The following is an 18,028-nucleotide window of genomic DNA, read 5'->3' as shown; positions in this document are numbered from 1 at the left end:
TCCACAGTGGAGCCTGTTGAATGCGCCGTCGGACGTTAGGTTCACGCCCACGTGAGAATTATGTGAGTTCCCTCACGTTAGCGCGAAGGCGACCCGCGCCGCGCCCAGCAGGGCGGCATGTTCGTGGGTGATCACCCGCGTCGGGATCGCCTTCATGTAGTCGGTGAACCGCCCCTTGCGCTCAAACCGCTCACGGAACGGGCTGGCTTGAAGAAAGGGCAGGATGCGCTTGGCGATGCCGCCTCCGACGTACACCCCGCCGCGGGCTCCGCACGTCAGGGCGATGTCGCCGGCGACCGAGCCGAGAATGGCGCAAAAACGCGCCAGCGTGTGGCCGCAGGGGCCGTTCGGCTCGGCGAGGGCTTCGCGCGTGATCTCGGCCGGGTCCTCGACGCGGGTCTCCCGCCCTTCGATCTCGGCCAGGGCGCGGTGCATGTTGAGAAGGCCCGGACCGCAGATCAGCCGCTCTATGGAGACGCGATCGTAGCGCCGGCGCAGGATGCGCAGGATCTCGTCCTCGACCGCGTCGCCCGGCGCGAAGCAGGCGTGACCGCCTTCGCTGGGCATGGCGACCTCTCCGCCATGGCCGTCGCGGACCAGGGCCGACATGCCGAAGCCGGTGCCGGGCCCGAGAACGGCCACGGTCGCGCCTGGTTCGCCCGCGACCGGCGCGCCCAGCCAAGCTAGGTCCGCCTCAGGAACGACAGGAGCGCCCCACGCCAGCGCCTCGAAGTCGTTGATCAGCCGCACGGGGTCGAGCCCCAGCGTCGCCAGTTCGCGTTCCGACACCCGCCATGGCGAGTTGGTCAGGTCGATGGCGCCGTTCGTCACCGGGCCGGCCACGGCGATGACGCCGCCCGACGGCTTTTCCTCGCAGTCGTCGACGAACGCCTTCACGCCGTCGAGGAACGTCGGATGGTCGGCGCCCTTGAAGCTTTGAAAATGCTCAAGCACCGGCCGGCCTTCGATCATGTGGGCCAGGGCGAAGCGGGCGTTCGTGCCGCCAACGTCGCCGACCAGCAGGGTGCGGTCCCAATGCAGCGTCATGCGGTTTCCTCAGGCGTCCACGGCGCGGTCGACGACGTTGGGATCGGGCGGCGCGTCCACGTGGCTGCGCGCGTGGGTCGGTGCGGCGAAGCAGACGCTGGCCCCCTCCTCGGCCGTCGACACGACGTCGCGGAAAGCGCCGAACAGCTCGCGGCCGTAACCCCAGGCCGATCCTTCGGCATGCGCCTGCGAGCGGGTCGCGGCAGGGCGCTGCGACAGGTCCCCGGCACCCAGGGTCGAAAGTTTGCCGGTCACGGCGTCCAGCCGGATCACGTCGCCGTCCCGAACGTGCGCCAGCGGCCCGCCGGCCAGGGCCTCTGGGCTGACGTGGATGGCCGCGGGCGTCTTGCCGCTGGCGCCCGACATCCGGCCGTCCGTAACGAAGGCCACCTTGAAGCCCTTGTCCTGCAAGACCGACAGGGCGGGCGACAGGCTGTGCAGCTCCGGCATGCCGTTGGCCCGCGGTCCCTGGAAACGCAGGACGACCACGACGTCGCGGTCGAGCCGGCCGTCACGGAACGCCTGAAGCGCGTCCTCCTGCGTTTCGAACACGGCGGCCGGCGCCTCGATGACGCGATGCTCCGGCTTGACCGCCGACACCTTGATGACGGCACGACCCAGATCCCCCTGGAGGAGGCGCAGACCCCCGTCCGGCTGGAACGGGTCGGACGCGGGGCGAAGAATCTCGAGGTCGAGGCTCTCGTTCACCCCGTCGACCCACGTCAGTTCGCCGTCCTGCATCACGGGCTCCCGGTAGTGGGCTTCCAGCCCCTCGCCCATGATCGTGGTCACATCGGCGTGCAGGTGGCCGTTCTCGGCAAGCTCGCGCGTGACGAAGGCCACGCCGCCGGCGGCCTGAAAGGCGTTCACGTCGGCCGAGCCGTTGGGGTAGACCCGCGCCAGCAGCGGCGTCACCGAGCTGAGCCGGTCCATGTCGGTCCAGTCGATGAGCACGCCCGCCGCCCGCGCCATCGCCACCAGATGGATGGCGTGGTTGGTCGAGCCCCCGGTGGCCAGCAGGGCCACGATCATGTTCACGATGGTGCGCTCGTCCACGACCTCAGCCATCCGGCCGCGCCCCTCGTTCGCCAGCGTCACCGCCTGCTTCGCCGCCGCCGCCGTCAGGGCGTCCCGCAGGCCGGTCTCGGGGTGCACGAAGGCCGTCGACGGCATGTGCAGTCCGGCGATCTCCATCATCATCTGATTGGAGTTGGCGGTGCCGTAGAAGGTGCATGTGCCCGGCGAGTGGTAGCTGCCGATCTCGCTTTCCAGCAGCGTCCGCCGATCGACCTTGCCCTGGGCGTAGTCGGCCCGGACCCGCGCCTTTTCGGCGTTCGGGATGCCGCTGGGCATCGGTCCGGCCGGCGCGAAGACGACCGGCAGGTGGCCGAAGGCCAGCGATCCCATGAACAGGCCCGGCACGATCTTGTCGCACACGCCCAGCATCAGGGCCGCGTCGAATGCGTCGTGGGTCAGGGCGACGCCGGTCGACATGGCGATGACGTCCCGGCTGAACAGGCTCAGCTCCATGCCGGGCCGCCCCTGCGTGACCCCATCGCACATGGCCGGCGTGCCGCCGGCCACCTGCGCCGTGGCGCCCATCTCGCGCGCCGCCTTGCGGATGATCTCGGGGAAGCGCTCGAACGGCTGATGCGCCGACAGCATGTCGTTGTACGCCGTGACGACGCCGACGTTCGGAGCTTTTCCGCCCATCATGGTCAGCTTGTCGGCCGTGGTCTGGCCCGCGAAGGCATGGGCCCAGTTGGCGCAGGACAGCTTGGCCCTGCCGGGCCGACGCCCGGAGGCGGCGTCCATGCGGCGCAGGTAGTCGGCGCGCGTGACCGCGCTGCGCTCGCGAATGCGGTCGGTGACCTCGGCGACGACAGGATTCAGCGGCTTCACGCGGCGCCCTCCGTCCAGAGCACCTCGAGCGCCACGTTCGCGGCGATCAGGGCGGCGATGGGCGTCACCTTCGGGTCGCCTTGCGCATCCCGCTCGAAGACGGCCCGCTTCTGTCTGCCGGTGATGGCCAGGACGACGCGGCGCGCCGTCATCAGCCACGGAAGGTTCATCGACAGCCGCTCGCGGGTCGGGGCCAGGCCGTCGCGGCCTTGGGGCACGCCCAGGATCGCGGGCTTCAACGTGGGGGTCAGCAGGGTCTTCAGCGTCGGGCTTTCGGGGAACATGGAACAGATATGGCCATCCTCACCCATGCCGAGAAGAACTGCGTCCAGCGGCCGACCGTCCAGTTCGATCGCCAGTCGTCGCGTCGCGACGGCGGCGGCGCGATCGACCGTCACTTCCGGGCTGAACAGCGGCACGAACCCGGCCCCCGTCGCCGCCCCCGTCATCAGGGTGCGCTTGACGAGCGCCGCGTTGGACTCCGGGTGGTCCTCGGGAACGTAGCGCTCGTCGATCAGCGTGACGGTGGTGTGCTGCCAATCCTGCGTGGCTCGCAGGCCGGACAGGTGGCGGTATATGGGTTCCGGCGTCGATCCGCCCGAGCAGGCCAGGGACGATGCGCCCCGGTTCTCACGCGCGCCCGCGGCCAGCGCTTCCGCCAGCCGTTCCGCGCAGGCGGCCGTCCAGTCGTCGGCCGTCGGGAAGGTGCGGATCTCACTCATCGCCCACGTTCCAGCTGCGCCCCGTGCGGCCCAGCAGGTAGGACGCCTCGCGCGGGCCCCACGTTCCCGCGGCATAGTCGATCGGCCTGACATGCCTCTCGGCCCAGGCGTCGGAAACCTCGTCGACCCACTTCCACGCCTGCTCCGCCTCGTCCCTGCGCACGAACAGGGTCGAGTCGCCGTTCAGGGCGTCCAGCAGCAGCCGCTCGTAGGCGATGCGCCGCCGCGGCGGCCGCGCGCCGCGGTCCTCCTGCCCCCATGACAGGGACATGCGTATCGGCTGCAGCTGCATCTTCTGATCCAGCCCCGGCCGCTTGTTCATGACAGACAGGCTGATGTCCTCGTCGGGCTGCAGCTCGATCACCAACCGATTGGCCTGGATGACCCCGCGCCCGCCGTCGAAGATGCTGTGCGGCACCTCCTTGAACTGGATGACGATCTCGGTCCGCTTCTCGGGCAGACGTTTGCCGGTGCGCATGAAGAAGGGCACGCCGGCCCAGCGCCAGTTGTCGACGTCCGCACGGATGGCGACGAAAGTCTCGGTGTCGCTGTCCTGCCCGCGCTCATCGTCATAGCCGGGGACGGCCTTGCCCTCCGACGTGCCCGCTCCGTACTGGCCCCGCACCGTCACCCGCTCCGCCTCTTCCGGCGTGATGCGGCGCAGCGACCGCAGCACCTTCACCTTCTCGTTGCGCACCGAGTCCGGTTCCAGATCGCTGGGCGGCTCCATGGCGACCAGGCAGAGCAACTGCAGCATGTGGTTCTGCAGCATGTCCCTCAGCGCGCCGTACTCGTCGTAATAGGGCCAGCGGTCGCCGACCCCGACGGTCTCGCCGACGGTGATCTGGACGTGGTCGATGTTCTGGCTGTTCCACAGCGGCTCGAACACGGTGTTGCCGAAACGCAGGGCAATCAGGTTCTGGACCGTCTCCTTGCCGAGATAGTGATCGATGCGGAAGACCTGCTGTTCGGAGAAGGCGTCCGACACGGCGTCGTCGATCTCGCGGAAGGTCTCCAGATCGCGGCCCACCGGCTTCTCCAGCACGACCCGGTCTCCGGCTTCGGCCAGCCCGGCCGCGCGCATGGCCGTGACGATGCGGGCGTACAGCGACGGCGAAACGGCCAGGAAGCTGGTCACCTCCCCGGGGCCCACCTTGTCCTTGAGCGGCCTCAGGCTCTCGGCCGACGTGGCGTCGACCGCCAGGTAGTCCAGCCGCGATGCGAACCTGTCCCAGATTTCCACGGACCACGCTTCGTCGGCCTTCGCCTTTCCTTCGACCGCAGTCTTCACCTTGGCGGCGTACTCGGCGGCGCTTTCTTCCGAGCGGGCGGCGCCGATGATCTTCAGTCCGTCGGGCAGCAGGCCGTCGTGCTCCAGGAAGTAGAGCGAGGGCAGCAGCATCCGCATGGCCAGATCGCCGCCGCCGCCGAACAGCACCAAGGCCGGCATGCGTGCTCCTTTCCTTCCTCGTTCCATCGCCTGTTAGGCTGCCGGTCGCCGTCCCGCCAAGCTTTCGCCGGGGGGTGAAACAGCAAGTGACGGCCTGCGCATGCCTCACCCAACGTGGCGGCCCCGCGTCCGTTGCGGCGCGGGACGCTTGGCGCGGTCAGCCACGGCGCCCTATGTGCGCTGCATGAGCAAGGTTCTGATCGTCGGCGCCGGACATGCGGGCGGCACGGCCGCGGCGCTGCTACGCCAGTACGGCTTTGAGGGCGAGATCGTTCTGACCGGAACCGAGCCCAGCGCGCCGTATCAGCGCCCGCCCCTGTCCAAGGCCTGGCTGAAGGGCGAGGCGGGAGAGGAGGAGCTTCTGCTTCGCCCCGAAAGCTTCTACGCCGAACAGGCCATCGACCTTCGGCGCGGCGCGACCGCCGTCCACATCGACCGGGCGGCGAAGACGGTCGCCTTCGCCGACGGCAAGACTCTCGATTACGATTGGCTGATCCTGGCCCAGGGCGCCGAGGCCCGCCGACTGGAAGGGCCGGGCTGGGACGATCAGCGCGTGCTCGTGCTGCGCGACATGGCGGACGCGGAGGCGCTGAAGGCCGCGCTGGCCCCCGGCCGGCGGCTGGTGGTGGTGGGAGCCGGCTACGTCGGGCTCGAGGCCGCGGCGTCCGCGCGATCGCTGGGCGCGCAAGCCGTCGTGCTGGAGCGTGAGGGACGCGCCCTGTCGCGCGTCGCGTCGGACGTGGTCGGCGACTTCCTCGCGGCCTATCACCACAAACGGGGCGTCGAAGTTCGGCCGGGCACGGATGTGCGGGGCGTACAGGCGACGGCCGAGGGGGCCGCTGTTCTGGGCGGCGGCGCAGCGGTCTTCCCGGGCGACGCGGTGCTGGTCGGCGTCGGCGCGCGGCCCGTCACGGGGCTGGCCGAGGCGGCCGGCCTGACCTGCCGGGACGGCGTCCTCGTCGACGACCAGGCCCGCACTGACGATCCCGCCGTCTTCGCCATCGGCGACATGACCTGTCGACCGGTGCCCGTCCTCGATCTCGCCGACGTGCGTCTGGAGAGTGTGCCCAGCGCGCTGGAGCAGGCACGACAGGCGGCCTCGGCCATCTGCGGACGGTCGCCGCCGCCGCCGGAAGTTCCGTGGTTCTGGTCCGATCAGTACGACCTGAAGATCCAGATCGCCGGCCTGCCTGCGGGCGCCGACGCGCGCGTGGTGCGGGGCGATGTGGACGCGGACCGCCCGGGCGGGTTCGCCGTGTTCCATCTGAAGGGTGACCGCATCGTCTGCGTGGAGGCCGTCAATGCGCCGGCCGAGTTCATGGGCGGGCGACTGCTGATCCAGAAGGGGCAGGCCGTGGATCCGGCAAGACTGGCCGACCCGTCCGTACCGATGAAGGCCGTCGCCACGGGTCAGGCCACCGCGACGGCGTCCTGATCGCCGTGGCCCGCGTCGCCGTTGAGCTTGGCGATCAGTTCCTCGAGCGGGACCGGGCGGCCGATGAAATAGCCCTGCGCCATGTCGCAGCCCATGCCGCTGAGCAGGGCCAGGGAGGTTTCGGTCTCGACGCCCTCGGCCGTCACCTTCATGCCCAGACCGTGGGCGAGATCGATGGTCGACTTGACCAGCAGGGCGTCGCGGGAGGACTGGTCCAGTCCCATGACGAAGGCCTTGTCGATCTTCAGCTCGTCGGCCGGGATGCGCTTCAGATAGGCCAGAGACGACAGACCTGACCCATAGTCGTCCAGCGACACGGAGATGCCGCCCGCGGCGAGCCGGTCGATGATGCGCAGCGCCGCCTCGGGATCCTGCATGGCGGCCGTTTCGGTGATCTCGACTCGCAGCCGGCCGGCCGCGCCCCGCGACGCGGCGATCAGCGTGTCGGCGAACGCTTCGTCGGCCAGCAGACGGCCCGAAAGATTGACCGACATGCACACCTGATGCCCGGCGTCGGCCAGCCGCCGCTGATCGTCGATGGCGCGACGCACTGTCCATTCCGTCAGGGCGCGGATGTGGCCCGTCTCTTCGGCCATGCCGATGAACAGGTCGGGCGGAACGGCCCCGCGGCGCGGGTGGGTCCACCGCATCAGGGCCTCGACCCCGGTCACGCGGCGCGCGCGACAGTCCCACTTGGGCTGATAGGCGACGCCGACCTGATCGTGCGACAGGGCCGACATCAGCTCGCTGATCAGCGACAGGGCGCCGGCGGGATCGCCGTAGGCCTCCTCGTCGAAACGACCCCACGGCCGATGCGCAGCGCGGGCCTGTTCCACCGCCACGGCGGCGCGGTCGATCGGGGAATCGAGTTTGGCGCCCGGCCCGCCGCGCCCGGCCACGCCCACGCGCAGCGACACGTCGATGGGGGCGCCGGCGACGACGATGGGGCTTTCGGACGCGTGCAGCAGACGCGCCACCATCTCCTCGACCGCGTCGGCGTCCCGGCCCGGGATGGCCAGGCCCAGCGCGTCCGCGCCGATGCGGGCGATCGCGGCGCCGCCCGACAGCACCGCCAGCCGCGCGCCGAGCGTCCGCAGCAGGGCGATCATGGCGTCGTGGCCGATGGCGCCACGGACCACCTCGTGGCGGTCGAGCCCGACCACGACGACGCGGACGTCCGGCGTCCGCGCGCACTGGCGTTCCAGAAAGCGACGGTTCGGCAGGCCGGTCTCGTGATCGTGAAGGGCCAGATGAGTCAGCTTGTCCTCGCGGTCGCGCAGGACGGACACCATGGCGTTGAAGCCTTTCGACAGGCGGCCGATCTCGTCGTCCGAGGACACCTCGACCTCGACGTGCTCGCCCCGTTGAAGCGCCAGCACGGCGTCGTTGAGACGATCTATGGGCCGGGTCACCGTGCCGGAGGCGGCCAGACTGCCCAGCGTCAGCATCGCCGCGCCGACCAGACCCGCCAGGGCCAGCCAGACCAGGAACAAGTCCTCGCCCAGAGTCATGCCCAGGGACGCGCCGACGACGGCAAGCACCGAGGCGACCAGCAGCGCCTGGATCAGAAGCATGCGCACGCCCAGCGTCGACAGGGCAGACAGCCGCATGGGACCGCGCGCGGCGCGGGTCTGCGAGGTCTGCCGGGGCGCCGGGTCCATGGCCATCGTCCCTGGTCTAGGGCCGCCCGCTGAAGACGGGGTGTTCAGGCGTGGTTTCGCGAAAGTGAACGGATCAGGCCGCCCGGCGCCGACCTGTGGACGGTTCCTGCTCGAACAGGGCCGCCAGATTCTCGACCATGGCCCCGCCCAGCTGCTCGACGTCGGCAAGGGTCACCGCGCGGCGGTACCAGCGGGTCACGTCATGTCCGATGCCGATGGCCAGCAGCTCGACCGGCGAGCGGGTCTCGATCTCGGCGATCACCTCGCGCAGGTGCCGGTCCAGATACAGCGGCTGATTGGCCGACTGGGTCGAATCGTCCACGGGGCTGCCGTCGGAGATGACCATCAGGATTTTGCGTTGCTCAGTCCGCGCCATCAGGCGGTCGTGGGCCCACAGCAGGGCCTCCCCGTCGATGTTTTCCTTCAACAGACCCTCGCGCATCATCAGGCCGAGGTTCTTCTTGGCGCGCCGCCAAGGGGCGTCCGCGGCCTTGTAGATGATGTGGCGCAGGTCGTTCAGACGCCCGGGGTTGGCCGGCTTGCCCGCCGTGATCCACGCCTCTCGCGCCTGTCCGCCCTTCCATGCCCGCGTGGTGAAGCCCAGAATTTCCACCTTGACGCCACAACGCTCCAGCGTCCGCGCCAGGATGTCGGCGCACACAGCCGCCACCATGATCGGCCGTCCGCGCATGGAGCCCGAGTTGTCGAGCAGCAGGGTCACCACCGTATCCCGGAACGGGCTGTCGCTCTCGGCCTTGAACAGCAGCGGGCTGGTCGGATCGACGATGACGCGGCTCAGGCGCGCGGCGTCCAGCACCCCCTCCTCCAGGTCGAAGGTCCAGCTGCGGTTCTGCTGCGCCATCAGTCTTCGCTGGAGCCGATTGGCCAGCCGCGCCACGATCGAGGACAGGGCTGTGAGCTGCTGGTCCAGCAGGGCGCGCAGCCGGCCCAGTTCGACCGGGTCGCACAGGTCGGCCGCATCGACGGTCTCGTCGTGGGCCGTGGTGAACACGCGATAGGCCGCCGGGTCCGCGCCCGTCGCCGCCTTGCCGGAGCGTTGCGGCGGCGCGTCGGGCATCTCCTCGCCCATCTCGGCGGCGTCGCCGTCGCTTTCGACGGGACTGCCGTCGGGACGGGACTGGCGCTCCTGATCGGACTGGTCGTCGTCGGCCGTGCCTTCCATCGACTGGCCGTCGCCGCCCCCCGGATCTTCCTCCTCCTCGTCCTGATCGTCGGCCGCGTCGGGCTCTTGGGGGTCCGGCTGGTCGTCGCCGACGTCGTTCGACGCGTCGTCGCCCTCGCCGTCGCCCGGGTCGAGGTCCAGCGCGCGCAGCACGGCCTTCATCCGCTCCGTGAAGGCGGCCTGGTCGTCGGCCGCTTCGACCAGCGCGTCGATCTCGCGCCCCGCGCGCGTCTCCAGCCCGCCGCGCACCAGATCCAGCAGCGCCCCCGCCCCGTCCGGAGCCCGCGTTCCCGTCAGGCGCTCACGCACCATAAGCGCCACCGCCTCGTGCACCGGAACGCGATCGGCGTCGGTGACGCGCAGGGCGCCCGTCCGCTCCAGCCGGGTCAGCGTGGCGGCGTCCAGGTTCGCCCTCACGCCGGCCATGACCCGCGCGCCCAGCCCCTCGACGCGCGACTGTTCGAGCGCGTCATAGACCTCGGCGGCCTGCGGATCGGACGGGCGCGACCGGCCGTGCAGGGCCTCGTCGTGGTTGGCCAGCCTCAGCGCCATGCGGTCCGCCTGACCGCGCAGGTTCGCCGCCTCCGGCCCCGACGGATTGCGCGGCGGATGCGGCAGGACCAGTCCGTCGGTGGTCAGCCGCGGACCGTCGGAGCCGTAGGTGACCTCCAGCTCCGCCCGCTCGGCCAGGGCGCGGGCCGCATGGGCCAGCGCGCGCTTGAACACCTCCTGCGGGCTGTCGTCGGCCATGCGGTCTAGGCTGCCTTCTGCGAGTCCAGCCACCGCACGGCGTCGGCGTCGCGGGCGCTGAGCTCGGGATAGTCTGGATCGGATCCGACGTCGGGCACGCGCCGCCACGAGCGGGCGCATTTGGCGTGTTCGGCCATCTGCACCTCGACCGACGGGCTTTCCCCACCGACGCGAAGCTCCGCGCCCGAGGTGCGGAACACCTCCGCGGCGTCCAATCCCTCGAACGGCGCGAAGGCGTCTGCCGGCCCCGTCACGATCGGCCATGCGTCCAGCGCGCCACCGATGCGCTTGTCGCGGCGCGCCGCCTCGAGGGCGTCATTGACCACTTCCAGCACGGCCTGGACCCCGGCCCAACGATCGGCCTCCGTCGCGTTTTCCCACGCCGCCGGCGTCTCCGGGATCACCCGCGCGCAGTTCGACCCCGCGTCCGGGTACAACGTCCCCCACGCCTCCTCCATGGTGAAGGGCGTCAGCGGGGCCAGCCAGGCGGTCAGGCGCAGGAAGACCTCGTGCATCACTGTGCGGGCCGCGCGCCGGCGGATCGCGTCGGGGCGGTCGCAGTAAAGGCTGTCCTTGCGAACGTCGAAATACAGGGCCGAAAGGTCACCGGAACAGAACTCCAGCACCGGCCGCACCACGTCCTGGAAGCGGTATTCGGCGTAGGCGTCGCGCACCTGCCCATCCAGCTCCCACAGGCGGTGCAGAATGAACCTCTCCAGCGGCGGGAACTGGTCGTAGTCGGTGATCCGCTCGGCCTCGTCGAAGCCGTTCAGCGCGCCCAGCAGGTAGCGGACGGTGTTCCTCAGCTTGCGATAGGCGTCGACCGTGGTCTGCAGGATCTGCTTCCCGATCCGCTGGTCCTCGGCATAGTCCACCAGCGCCACCCACAGGCGCAGGATGTCGGCGCCCGACTCCTTGATGACCACCGCGGGGTCGGTCGTGTTGCCCCGCGACTTGGACATCTTCTCCCCGTTCTCGTCCTGGGTGAAGCCGTGGGTCAGGATGGCACGGTAGGGCGCGCCACCGCGCGTACCGCAGCCCTCCAGCAGGTTGGACTGGAACCACCCGCGATGCTGGTCCGAACCTTCCAGATAAAGGTCCGCGGGCCAATGGCTGTCGGCACGGCCCTCGATCGTGAAAGCGTGGGTGCAGCCGCTGTCGAACCAGACATCCAGGATGTCGGTGATCTTCTCGTAGTTCGCCGGGTCGTGAACGCCGAGAAAGTCGGCGTCGGGCCGGTCGAACCAGGCGTCAGCGCCACCTTCGGTCACCGCCTTCAGGATCCGCGCGTCCACCTCCGGGTCGTTCAGCGGCTGTCCGGTGTGCTTGTCCACGAACATGGCCAGCGGCGTGCCCCAGGCCCGCTGGCGGCTGACCAGCCAGTCGGGGCGGCCCTCGACCATGGAACGGATGCGGTTGCGCCCGCCCGCCGGATGAAATGCGGTGTCGTCGATCGCCTTCAGCGCCAGTTCGCGCAGCGTCTCGCCGGCCTTCAGGGGCTTGTCCATGCGGATGAACCACTGCGGCGTGTTGCGGAAGATCACCGGCGCCTTGGACCGCCAGCTGTGCGGATAGGAATGCTCCAGCCGCCCGCGCGCCAGCAGGTTGCCGGTCTGGATCAGGGCCTCGGTCACCGCCTTGTTGGCCGGGCCGAACTTGCCGATCCTGTCCTTCTTGCCCTCGGTCTCGATGACCTTCAGGCCGGCGAAAAGGGGCACCGACGGATAGTAGGCGCCGTCCGGATCGACCGTGTCGGGCACCTCGTGGTGGCCGTGCGCCTTCCACACCTCATAGTCGTCGGCGCCGTGGCCCGGCGCCGTGTGCACGAAGCCCGTGCCCGCGTCGTCGGTCACGTGGTCGCCGGCCAGCAGGGGCACGGAGAAGCCGTAGCCGGAATGCAGCTCCGCCAGAGGATGCGCGCATTCCAGACCCGACGGATTCAGGTCGCCGACGCGGGTCCAGCTCGCGATCTTGGCCGCCTTGAACACCTCCCCGGCCAGCTTGTCGGCCAGGATCAGCCGATCGCCCGGTTTGGCCCAGGGCTCGAACTCAAGCCCCGTCTCCATCGCCGTGACCTCGTAAAGGCCATAGGCGATCTCCGGACCATAGCTGATGGCCCGGTTGGCCGGGATGGTCCACGGCGTCGTCGTCCAGATCACGACCGACGGCGTGGCGTGGCGGAAAGCCAGCAGGTCGTCGTCGTGGTCGTCGCTCATGCCCGTCACCGGGAACTTGACCCAGACGGTCGGCGAGACGTGATCGTGGTATTCGATCTCGGCGTCGGCCAAGGCCGTGCGCTCGACCGGCGACCACATCACCGGCTTGGAGCCACGATACAGCTGGCCGGAGTTCTTGAAGCGGTGGAACTCCGCGACGATCGCCGCCTCGGTCGAGAAATCCATGGTGGCGTAGCGGTTCGCCCAGTCGCCCAGCACGCCCAGCCGCTTGAACTGCGCCATCTGCACGTCGATCCATCCCGACGCATATTCGCGGCAGGCGGCGCGGAAGGCCGCCTTGGACACCTCTTCCTTGCGCTTGCCCTCGGACCGGAACCGCTCCTCGATCTTCCACTCGATCGGCAGGCCGTGGCAGTCCCAGCCGGGCACGTAGTCGACGTCCCTGCCCAGCAGGAACTGCGACCGGACCACGAAGTCCTTCAGCGTCTTGTTCAGCGCGTGGCCGATGTGGATGTCGCCGTTGGCGTAGGGCGGGCCGTCGTGCAGCACGAACAGGGGCGCGCCCTGCGACTGGCGTAGCCGGCGCAGGTCCCCGTACAGGTCGCCCCACTTCGCCAGGATTTCCGGTTCCTTCTGGGGCAGGCCCCCGCGCATGGGAAAGGGCGTCTCCGGCAGGAAGACGGTCTCGCGCCAGTCGCGCGTGGAGGGGGCAGCAGTTTCGCCGGCGTCGGCCATGAGTCTCTCGTCGTTCGATCGTTCGCGTGAAGTTCGAAATGATCCCGGCGTGCGCGGGGAAAGCCCCTGCGGCGCTACGCCGGGCGGCTAATCGAAATCACACGGATCACGCGGACGGTCATGGTGTCTGCGGTCTATCAGCCGCGCGGGGCGTTCGCCAGTGCTTCGCGGGCCGCCCCGGCGTCGGCCTCGATCTGCGCCTTCAGGGCGTCCAGTCCGTCGAGGCTCATTTCCGGCCGCAGGAAGGCGACCAGCTCCGTCTCGATCGTCCGGCCGTACAGATCGCCGTCGAAGTCGAACAGCCAGACCTCGAGCAGCGGCGCCTCAAGACGCCACATCGGCCGCAGCCCGAGGCTCGCCACCCCGTCGATCACCCTGCCGTCGTCCAGGCGCGTCTGCGTGGCGTAGACCCCGAAGGCCGGCCGCATGTAGTCGCCCAGCGCGACGTTGGCGGTCGGCACGCCGATCGTGCGCCCGCGCTTGTCGCCGTGAATGACCTCGCCCTCGATGGCGAAGGGTCGGCCCAGAATGGCCGCGGCGCGGGCCATGTCGCCGGCGTGCAGCGCCTCGCGCACGGCGCTGGACGACAGCTTCAGCCCGCCGGCGTCGTCGATCCTTTCCGTGGTCGATACGGTGAAGCCGAGCCCTCCGCCCAGTTCCCGCAGCGCTTCAGGCGAGCCGGTCCGGCCCTTGCCGAAGGTGAAGTCGAAGCCGACGGCCGCGTGCCGGATGCCAAGACCGCCGGCCAGCACGTCTTCGGCGAACTGCACATGGCTCATGGCCGCCATCCCGGCGTCGAACGGCAGCAGGAACAACGTCTCCACGCCCAGTTCGCCCAGCGCCCGCGCCATCTGATCGGCCGTCATCAGGCGAAAGGGCGCCGCGTCCGGCTGGAACCAGCGGCGGGGATGCGGATCGAAGCTGACGACGGCCAAGGGCGCGTCAATCGCCCGGGCAGCCTCGCGGGCCTCGCCGATCACCGCCTGATGCCCGCGGTGAACGCCGTCGAAGGCGCCCACGGCCACCGCCGCGCCCCTCAGCTCCGGCGGCAGGTCGCGCCAGGCCCGAACGATGCGGGCGGCCATGCTCAATCCCGGGCCGGACGCCGGCGCCGGGGCACCCGCACGGTCGCCTCGCCGTCCAGCACCACGTCGTCGCCCACCAACCCCTCGCAGCGCAGCACCACCCGCGCGCTCTCCAGGTCGATGGAGGCCACGGTGACGCGCGCGATCACCACGTCGCCGATCCTCACCGGCTTGTGGAAGGCGGTGTTCTGGCTGAGGAAGATCGATCCCGCGCCGGGCAGGATCATCCCCACCACCGCCGAGCCGAACGACGCCGACAGCAGGCCGTGGGCGATGCGCCCGCGATAGGCCGTCTTCGACGCGAACGCCTCGTCCACGTGCAAAGGATTGAAGTCGTCCGAGGCTTCGGCGAACTGCTGGATGCGCGCCTCGTCGACCGGCACCGCCTTCTCGGCGGTCATCCCGACCTGAAGTTCCTCAAGGATGTAGCCGCCCGAGGGGTGGGCCTGAACGCTTTGGGTCATGCGGGCGGGATTAGACCCGTCCGCCGGCTTTGACCACACTCACCAGGCCAGTTCCAGCGCCGCGTATTCCGCCGTCAGCCCCTCGGCGTCCAGCAGGGCTTTCGCGGCCTGCGGATCCAGCCGACCTGCGGCGTCCGCCGCCGCCTCGTGGATGCCGGCGGCCACGAATAGGCAGTCCAGCCCCTGATCGTTCGCGCCCTTCACGTCGGTGACGACGCCGTCGCCGACGCACAGCACCCGCGCACGATCGACCGGCCGGCCCAGCAAACGCTCGGCCTCGATCATCGACAGGTCGTAGATCGGCGCGAACGGTTTGCCCGCCAGCGTCACCGGCCCGCCCAGTTCGGCATAGAGGTCGGCCAGCGCGCCGCCGCAATAGATCAGGTCGTCGCCGCGCCGCACCACCTTGTCCGGATTCGCGCAGATCATCTCGATGCCGCGCGCCGCGGCGGGCAGGAACCGCTCGCGGTAGTCCTCGGGCGCCTCGGTCGCGTCGTCATAGGGGCCGGTCACGGAGATGAAAGCGGCGTCCTCCGCCCCGTGGGCCGTCCGCAGACCCAGCCCTTCATAGAGCGGCCAGTCGCGATCCGGACCGATGACCCAGGCGGGGCCCGGCGCGCGCTCGGCCAGGACCATCCGTGTGGCGTCGCCCGAGGTGACGAAGGCGTCCCAGCTCTCGCGAGCCACGCCCAGCCGGTCAAGCTGGGCGATGACGTCCGACGACGGCCGCGGCGAGTTTGAGACCAGCACCACGCGGCCGCCGCGTTCGCGGAACCGCGTCAGCGCCGCCACCGGTCCCGGCCAGCTCTCGCGGCCGTTGTGGATCACGCCCCAGACGTCGCAGAACAGGACGTCATAGTCGCCCGCGACCGCTTCCAGATGAGGCAAAGGCGCGGGCGTCGTGCTCATGGGTCAGGCCGCGTTGGCCGCGCCGGACTTGCCGTCGGCCTTCAGCTTTTCCTGATGCGCGCGGATGCCCTGGGCGATCAGCTCGGCCGCCTCGCCGGCGTCGCCCCAGCGCTTGACCACGGTCTCCTTGTTCTTCTCCAGATCCTTGTAGCGGGTGAAGAAGTGCTGGATCTGCTCGATCATGATGGCCGGCAGCTGCCGATAGCTGGCCACGTCGGTGTAGTAGGGATGCAGGGCGTCGACCGGCACGGCAAGGATCTTCTCGTCCATGCCCTTCTCGTCCTCCATGATCAGCACGCCGATGGGGCGCGAGCGGATCACGCAGCCGGGCACCACTGGCGTGGGGTTCAGGACCAGCACGTCGCAGGGGTCGCCGTCGGCCGACAGGGTGTGCGGAACGAAGCCGTAGTTGGCCGGATAATACATGGCCGTGTGCAGAAAGCGGTCGACGAACAGGGCGCCGGACGCCTTGTCCATCTCATATTTGACCGGCAGACCCCCTTGCGGGATCTCGATGATGACGTTCAGGTCCCAGGGCGGATTGGGGCCGACGGGAATGGCGTCGATGTTCATGACGGACCTGATTGTGCGACTGCGAAACGGGGAGGCGGGCGTGATAGTCTCCGGTCGTGGCGGAGGCAAGGCGGCCCCGGCCATGGCGGAGCGTGACGCATGACCTTTCTGGACGGCCTCGCCCTTGGCCTCTTCGCCCTGTGCTGGCTGGGGTACGGCCCCCTGCTCGACGTCCTGGCGCACAGGACGGGCACCCTGAACGACGACATGATGATCATCCGCCGCGTCTGGATGACGGCCATGAGCCACCGGGAGGCGCCGCGGCTGGTGGACAGCCAGCTGATGGGCCACACCATCAACTCCGGCGGCTTCTTCGCCTCGACCAACCTGCTGCTGATCGCGGCCGTGGCCGGCATCCTGTTCGGCGGCCAGCAGGCGCTGGACGGCTTCGCCGCGGTCGGGGCGGAGGGCGTGCCCCGCCGCCTGCTGGAGGTGAAGCTGGGGCTCATCCTGCTGTGCCTCGTGCGAGGCCTCCTCGACTTCATCTGGTCGATCCGGCAGATGAACTACGCCCTCGCGCTGATCGGGGCCTCGCCCGAGGCGCACACCGAGGCCGATCGCGTGGCCCTCGGAGCCGCGGCGGCAGACCTGCTCAACCCCGCCCTGTCGGCCTTCAGCCAAGGCGTCCGCGCCTACTATTTCGCCCTCGCGGCGGCGGCGTGGCTCTTCGGACCATGGTGGCTGGCGGGCGGCGTCATCCTCGCCTTCGGGCTCCTGCTGTGGCGTCAGGCAGGCTCGCCCGCGGCCCGCGCCATCCGCGCGGCGCGGCGCCTTCTCGACCCCGACCTGAACCACTGACGCCGCGCCGGCGGTTCACACGACCGATTTTTGCCCTCTGAAATCGGTTACACGACAGATTGACGCACCGATTTTTCGAAACACGTCGTGAAGCGGGCCCGCTGTTTGCGCCTTGACGGATTGTGCACTGCAACCTAACTTCACCGTGACGCCTTCGGGCGTCATGCCCTTCCTGGGCGTTTCCTCCCTATAGACTTTCAAGGCCGCGCCTCCGGGCGCGGCCCTTTTTTCATCCGGCCAGCAAGGCGGCGATCACCCTTTCCACGCCGGCCGTGCACCGCGCCCAGCCCGCACCGGGTCGCAAGGCGCCCGCGTCCAGATAGAGGCCCCGATCGAGCTCGATCTGGACGGCGTGAAAGCCCTCGGACGGCCGCCCCCACCGCTGTGTCGACCACCCTCCGGCGTAGGGGACGTTCAGCGCCGTCCGCCAGCCTTCCGCCTCGAACAGCCCCTGGACACGCCGGCTGAGCTCCGGCGCGCACGACTCCCCGTGCCGATCTCCCACGACCACCCGCGGAGCGCCGGCGTCCCGCGTGGCCGGCATGGAATGCCAGTCGATCAGGATGGCCCGGCCGTGCGCCGCGCGGGCCGACTGCATCAGTTCCGTCAGGCGCGCGTGATACGGCGCATGCCAGGCCGCGACGCGGGCGTCCGCTTCGGCCCGCGTCAACCTCGCCGCGTTCAGCGCATGGCCGTCGCCCGACAGCCGGGGGATGACGCCGTAGCCCGCCGCGGCCCGGGGCGACACCGGCGCCCCTGCGTCAACCCCGTCGATCAGGTCCGGGTCCAGCTCGTCCGGCGCGCGGTTGAGGTCGACGTAGGCCCGGCTGACGTCGCCCAGAAGGAGGGCGGCCCCGCGCGACGCGCCCGACGCGATGAGCCGGTCGACAAGGGCATCCTCCGCGCTCCTGAGGCTGCGCCTGGACAACCCGGGGGCCGGGCGCATGTCAGGTGGGACGGTCGTGCCCGAGTGCGGCGAGGCGAAAACCCACGGCGTCGGCGGTCGCGCATCCTCCCTTCGCCCCGCCACGTCCTGCATCGCGCCGCCGCTCCAAACCCCTGCGAATCCGCCGGTTTTCATGGCCGGTTTACGGATGCGGGGCTAGTGTGCCCGCTCACTCGGGGATCACGGACGGC

14 protein-coding genes are annotated in these 18,028 nt (G+C 70.0%); 2 read left to right on the top strand and 12 right to left on the bottom strand.

The annotated features are described in order from the left end of the window. Positions 1–72: 72 nt before the first annotated feature. The 4 genes from glk to zwf are packed head-to-tail and all read right to left on the bottom strand — an operon-like array spanning position 73 to position 5,121. Positions 73–1,047, bottom strand: coding sequence for a glucokinase (gene glk, locus VGR32_RS11555; protein WP_327450790.1), 975 nt, complete (start codon positions 1,045–1,047; stop codon positions 73–75). Positions 1,048–1,056: 9 nt separating this feature from the next. Further along, positions 1,057–2,949: a phosphogluconate dehydratase gene (gene edd / locus VGR32_RS11550; protein WP_327450787.1), complete on the bottom strand. Its 1,893-nt coding sequence runs from the start codon at positions 2,947–2,949 to the stop codon at positions 1,057–1,059. Continuing rightward, positions 2,946–3,671 (bottom strand): 6-phosphogluconolactonase, encoded by a 726-nt coding sequence (gene pgl / locus VGR32_RS11545; RefSeq protein ID WP_327450785.1) that lies wholly within the window; start codon positions 3,669–3,671, stop codon positions 2,946–2,948. Before pgl ends, edd begins: the two co-directional genes overlap by 4 nt. Next, complete coding sequence (zwf, locus tag VGR32_RS11540; protein WP_327450783.1) at positions 3,664–5,121, bottom strand: glucose-6-phosphate dehydrogenase; 1,458 nt, start codon at positions 5,119–5,121, stop codon at positions 3,664–3,666. Before zwf ends, pgl begins: the two co-directional genes overlap by 8 nt. A 184-nt stretch (positions 5,122–5,305) precedes the next feature. On the opposite strand from zwf, the gene VGR32_RS11535 reads away from it, so the two are divergent. Further along, complete coding sequence (locus VGR32_RS11535; protein WP_327450781.1) at positions 5,306–6,556, top strand: NAD(P)/FAD-dependent oxidoreductase; 1,251 nt, start codon at positions 5,306–5,308, stop codon at positions 6,554–6,556. Here VGR32_RS11535 and VGR32_RS11530 read toward each other — a convergent pair. The 7 genes from VGR32_RS11530 to ppa all read right to left on the bottom strand — a co-directional run bounded on the left by VGR32_RS11530 (position 6,532) and on the right by ppa (position 16,093). Next, a complete protein-coding gene (locus tag VGR32_RS11530; protein WP_327450779.1) occupies positions 6,532–8,217 on the bottom strand; it encodes a putative bifunctional diguanylate cyclase/phosphodiesterase in 1,686 nt (561 codons plus the stop codon). The two genes, VGR32_RS11535 and VGR32_RS11530, sit on opposite strands and share 25 nt — an antisense overlap. 73 nt (positions 8,218–8,290) lie before the next feature. After that, the gene (gene cobT, locus VGR32_RS11525) at positions 8,291–10,150 is read right to left on the bottom strand and encodes a cobaltochelatase subunit CobT (protein WP_327450777.1); all 1,860 of its coding nucleotides are present in this window, start codon (positions 10,148–10,150) and stop codon (positions 8,291–8,293) included. Positions 10,151–10,155: 5 nt separating this feature from the next. Next, positions 10,156–13,062 carry an isoleucine--tRNA ligase gene (gene ileS, locus VGR32_RS11520; RefSeq protein ID WP_327450776.1) on the bottom strand — a complete coding sequence of 969 codons (2,907 nt, stop codon included), beginning with the start codon at positions 13,060–13,062 and terminating at the stop codon, positions 10,156–10,158. Between the two features lie 137 nt (positions 13,063–13,199). After that, the gene (locus VGR32_RS11515; protein ID WP_327450775.1) at positions 13,200–14,147 is read right to left on the bottom strand and encodes a bifunctional riboflavin kinase/FAD synthetase; all 948 of its coding nucleotides are present in this window, start codon (positions 14,145–14,147) and stop codon (positions 13,200–13,202) included. Between the two features lie 2 nt (positions 14,148–14,149). Then, positions 14,150–14,611, bottom strand: a complete 462-nt coding sequence (locus VGR32_RS11510; protein ID WP_327450774.1) for a MaoC family dehydratase — start codon at positions 14,609–14,611, stop codon at positions 14,150–14,152. A 39-nt stretch (positions 14,612–14,650) separates the two neighbouring features. Continuing rightward, positions 14,651–15,520, bottom strand: coding sequence for a TIGR01459 family HAD-type hydrolase (locus tag VGR32_RS11505; RefSeq protein ID WP_327450773.1), 870 nt, complete (start codon positions 15,518–15,520; stop codon positions 14,651–14,653). A gap of 3 nt (positions 15,521–15,523) precedes the next feature. Beyond that, a complete protein-coding gene (gene ppa, locus VGR32_RS11500; RefSeq protein WP_327450772.1) occupies positions 15,524–16,093 on the bottom strand; it encodes an inorganic diphosphatase in 570 nt (189 codons plus the stop codon). 99 nt (positions 16,094–16,192) lie between these two features. On the opposite strand from ppa, the gene VGR32_RS11495 reads away from it, so the two are divergent. After that, positions 16,193–16,891: a DUF599 domain-containing protein gene (locus VGR32_RS11495; protein WP_327450771.1), complete on the top strand. Its 699-nt coding sequence runs from the start codon at positions 16,193–16,195 to the stop codon at positions 16,889–16,891. Between the two features lie 229 nt (positions 16,892–17,120). Here VGR32_RS11495 and VGR32_RS11490 read toward each other — a convergent pair whose 3' ends face one another. Next, a complete protein-coding gene (locus VGR32_RS11490) occupies positions 17,121–17,930 on the bottom strand; it encodes an N-formylglutamate amidohydrolase (protein ID WP_327451014.1) in 810 nt (269 codons plus the stop codon). Positions 17,931–18,028: the final 98 nt, after the last annotated feature.

The organism is Brevundimonas sp. (assembly GCF_035935935.1).
Classification (GTDB): Bacteria; Pseudomonadota; Alphaproteobacteria; order Caulobacterales; family Caulobacteraceae; genus Brevundimonas.
This window is presented reverse-complemented; position numbering and strand designations above follow the sequence as displayed.

Coding starts and splice junctions, on each gene's coding strand:
- glk (WP_327450790.1), bottom strand. CDS start 1,047: ATGACGCTGCATTGGGACCGCACCCTGCTGGTCGGCGACGTTGGCGGC.
- pgl (WP_327450785.1), bottom strand. CDS start 3,671: ATGAGTGAGATCCGCACCTTCCCGACGGCCGACGACTGGACGGCCGCC.
- zwf (WP_327450783.1), bottom strand. CDS start 5,121: ATGCCGGCCTTGGTGCTGTTCGGCGGCGGCGGCGATCTGGCCATGCGG.
- VGR32_RS11535 (WP_327450781.1), top strand. CDS start 5,306: ATGAGCAAGGTTCTGATCGTCGGCGCCGGACATGCGGGCGGCACGGCC.
- VGR32_RS11530 (WP_327450779.1), bottom strand. CDS start 8,217: ATGGACCCGGCGCCCCGGCAGACCTCGCAGACCCGCGCCGCGCGCGGT.
- cobT (WP_327450777.1), bottom strand. CDS start 10,150: ATGGCCGACGACAGCCCGCAGGAGGTGTTCAAGCGCGCGCTGGCCCAT.
- ileS (WP_327450776.1), bottom strand. CDS start 13,062: ATGGCCGACGCCGGCGAAACTGCTGCCCCCTCCACGCGCGACTGGCGC.
- VGR32_RS11515 (WP_327450775.1), bottom strand. CDS start 14,147: ATGGCCGCCCGCATCGTTCGGGCCTGGCGCGACCTGCCGCCGGAGCTG.
- VGR32_RS11510 (WP_327450774.1), bottom strand. CDS start 14,611: ATGACCCAAAGCGTTCAGGCCCACCCCTCGGGCGGCTACATCCTTGAG.
- VGR32_RS11505 (WP_327450773.1), bottom strand. CDS start 15,520: ATGAGCACGACGCCCGCGCCTTTGCCTCATCTGGAAGCGGTCGCGGGC.
- ppa (WP_327450772.1), bottom strand. CDS start 16,093: ATGAACATCGACGCCATTCCCGTCGGCCCCAATCCGCCCTGGGACCTG.
- VGR32_RS11495 (WP_327450771.1), top strand. CDS start 16,193: ATGACCTTTCTGGACGGCCTCGCCCTTGGCCTCTTCGCCCTGTGCTGG.
- VGR32_RS11490 (WP_327451014.1), bottom strand. CDS start 17,930: ATGCAGGACGTGGCGGGGCGAAGGGAGGATGCGCGACCGCCGACGCCG.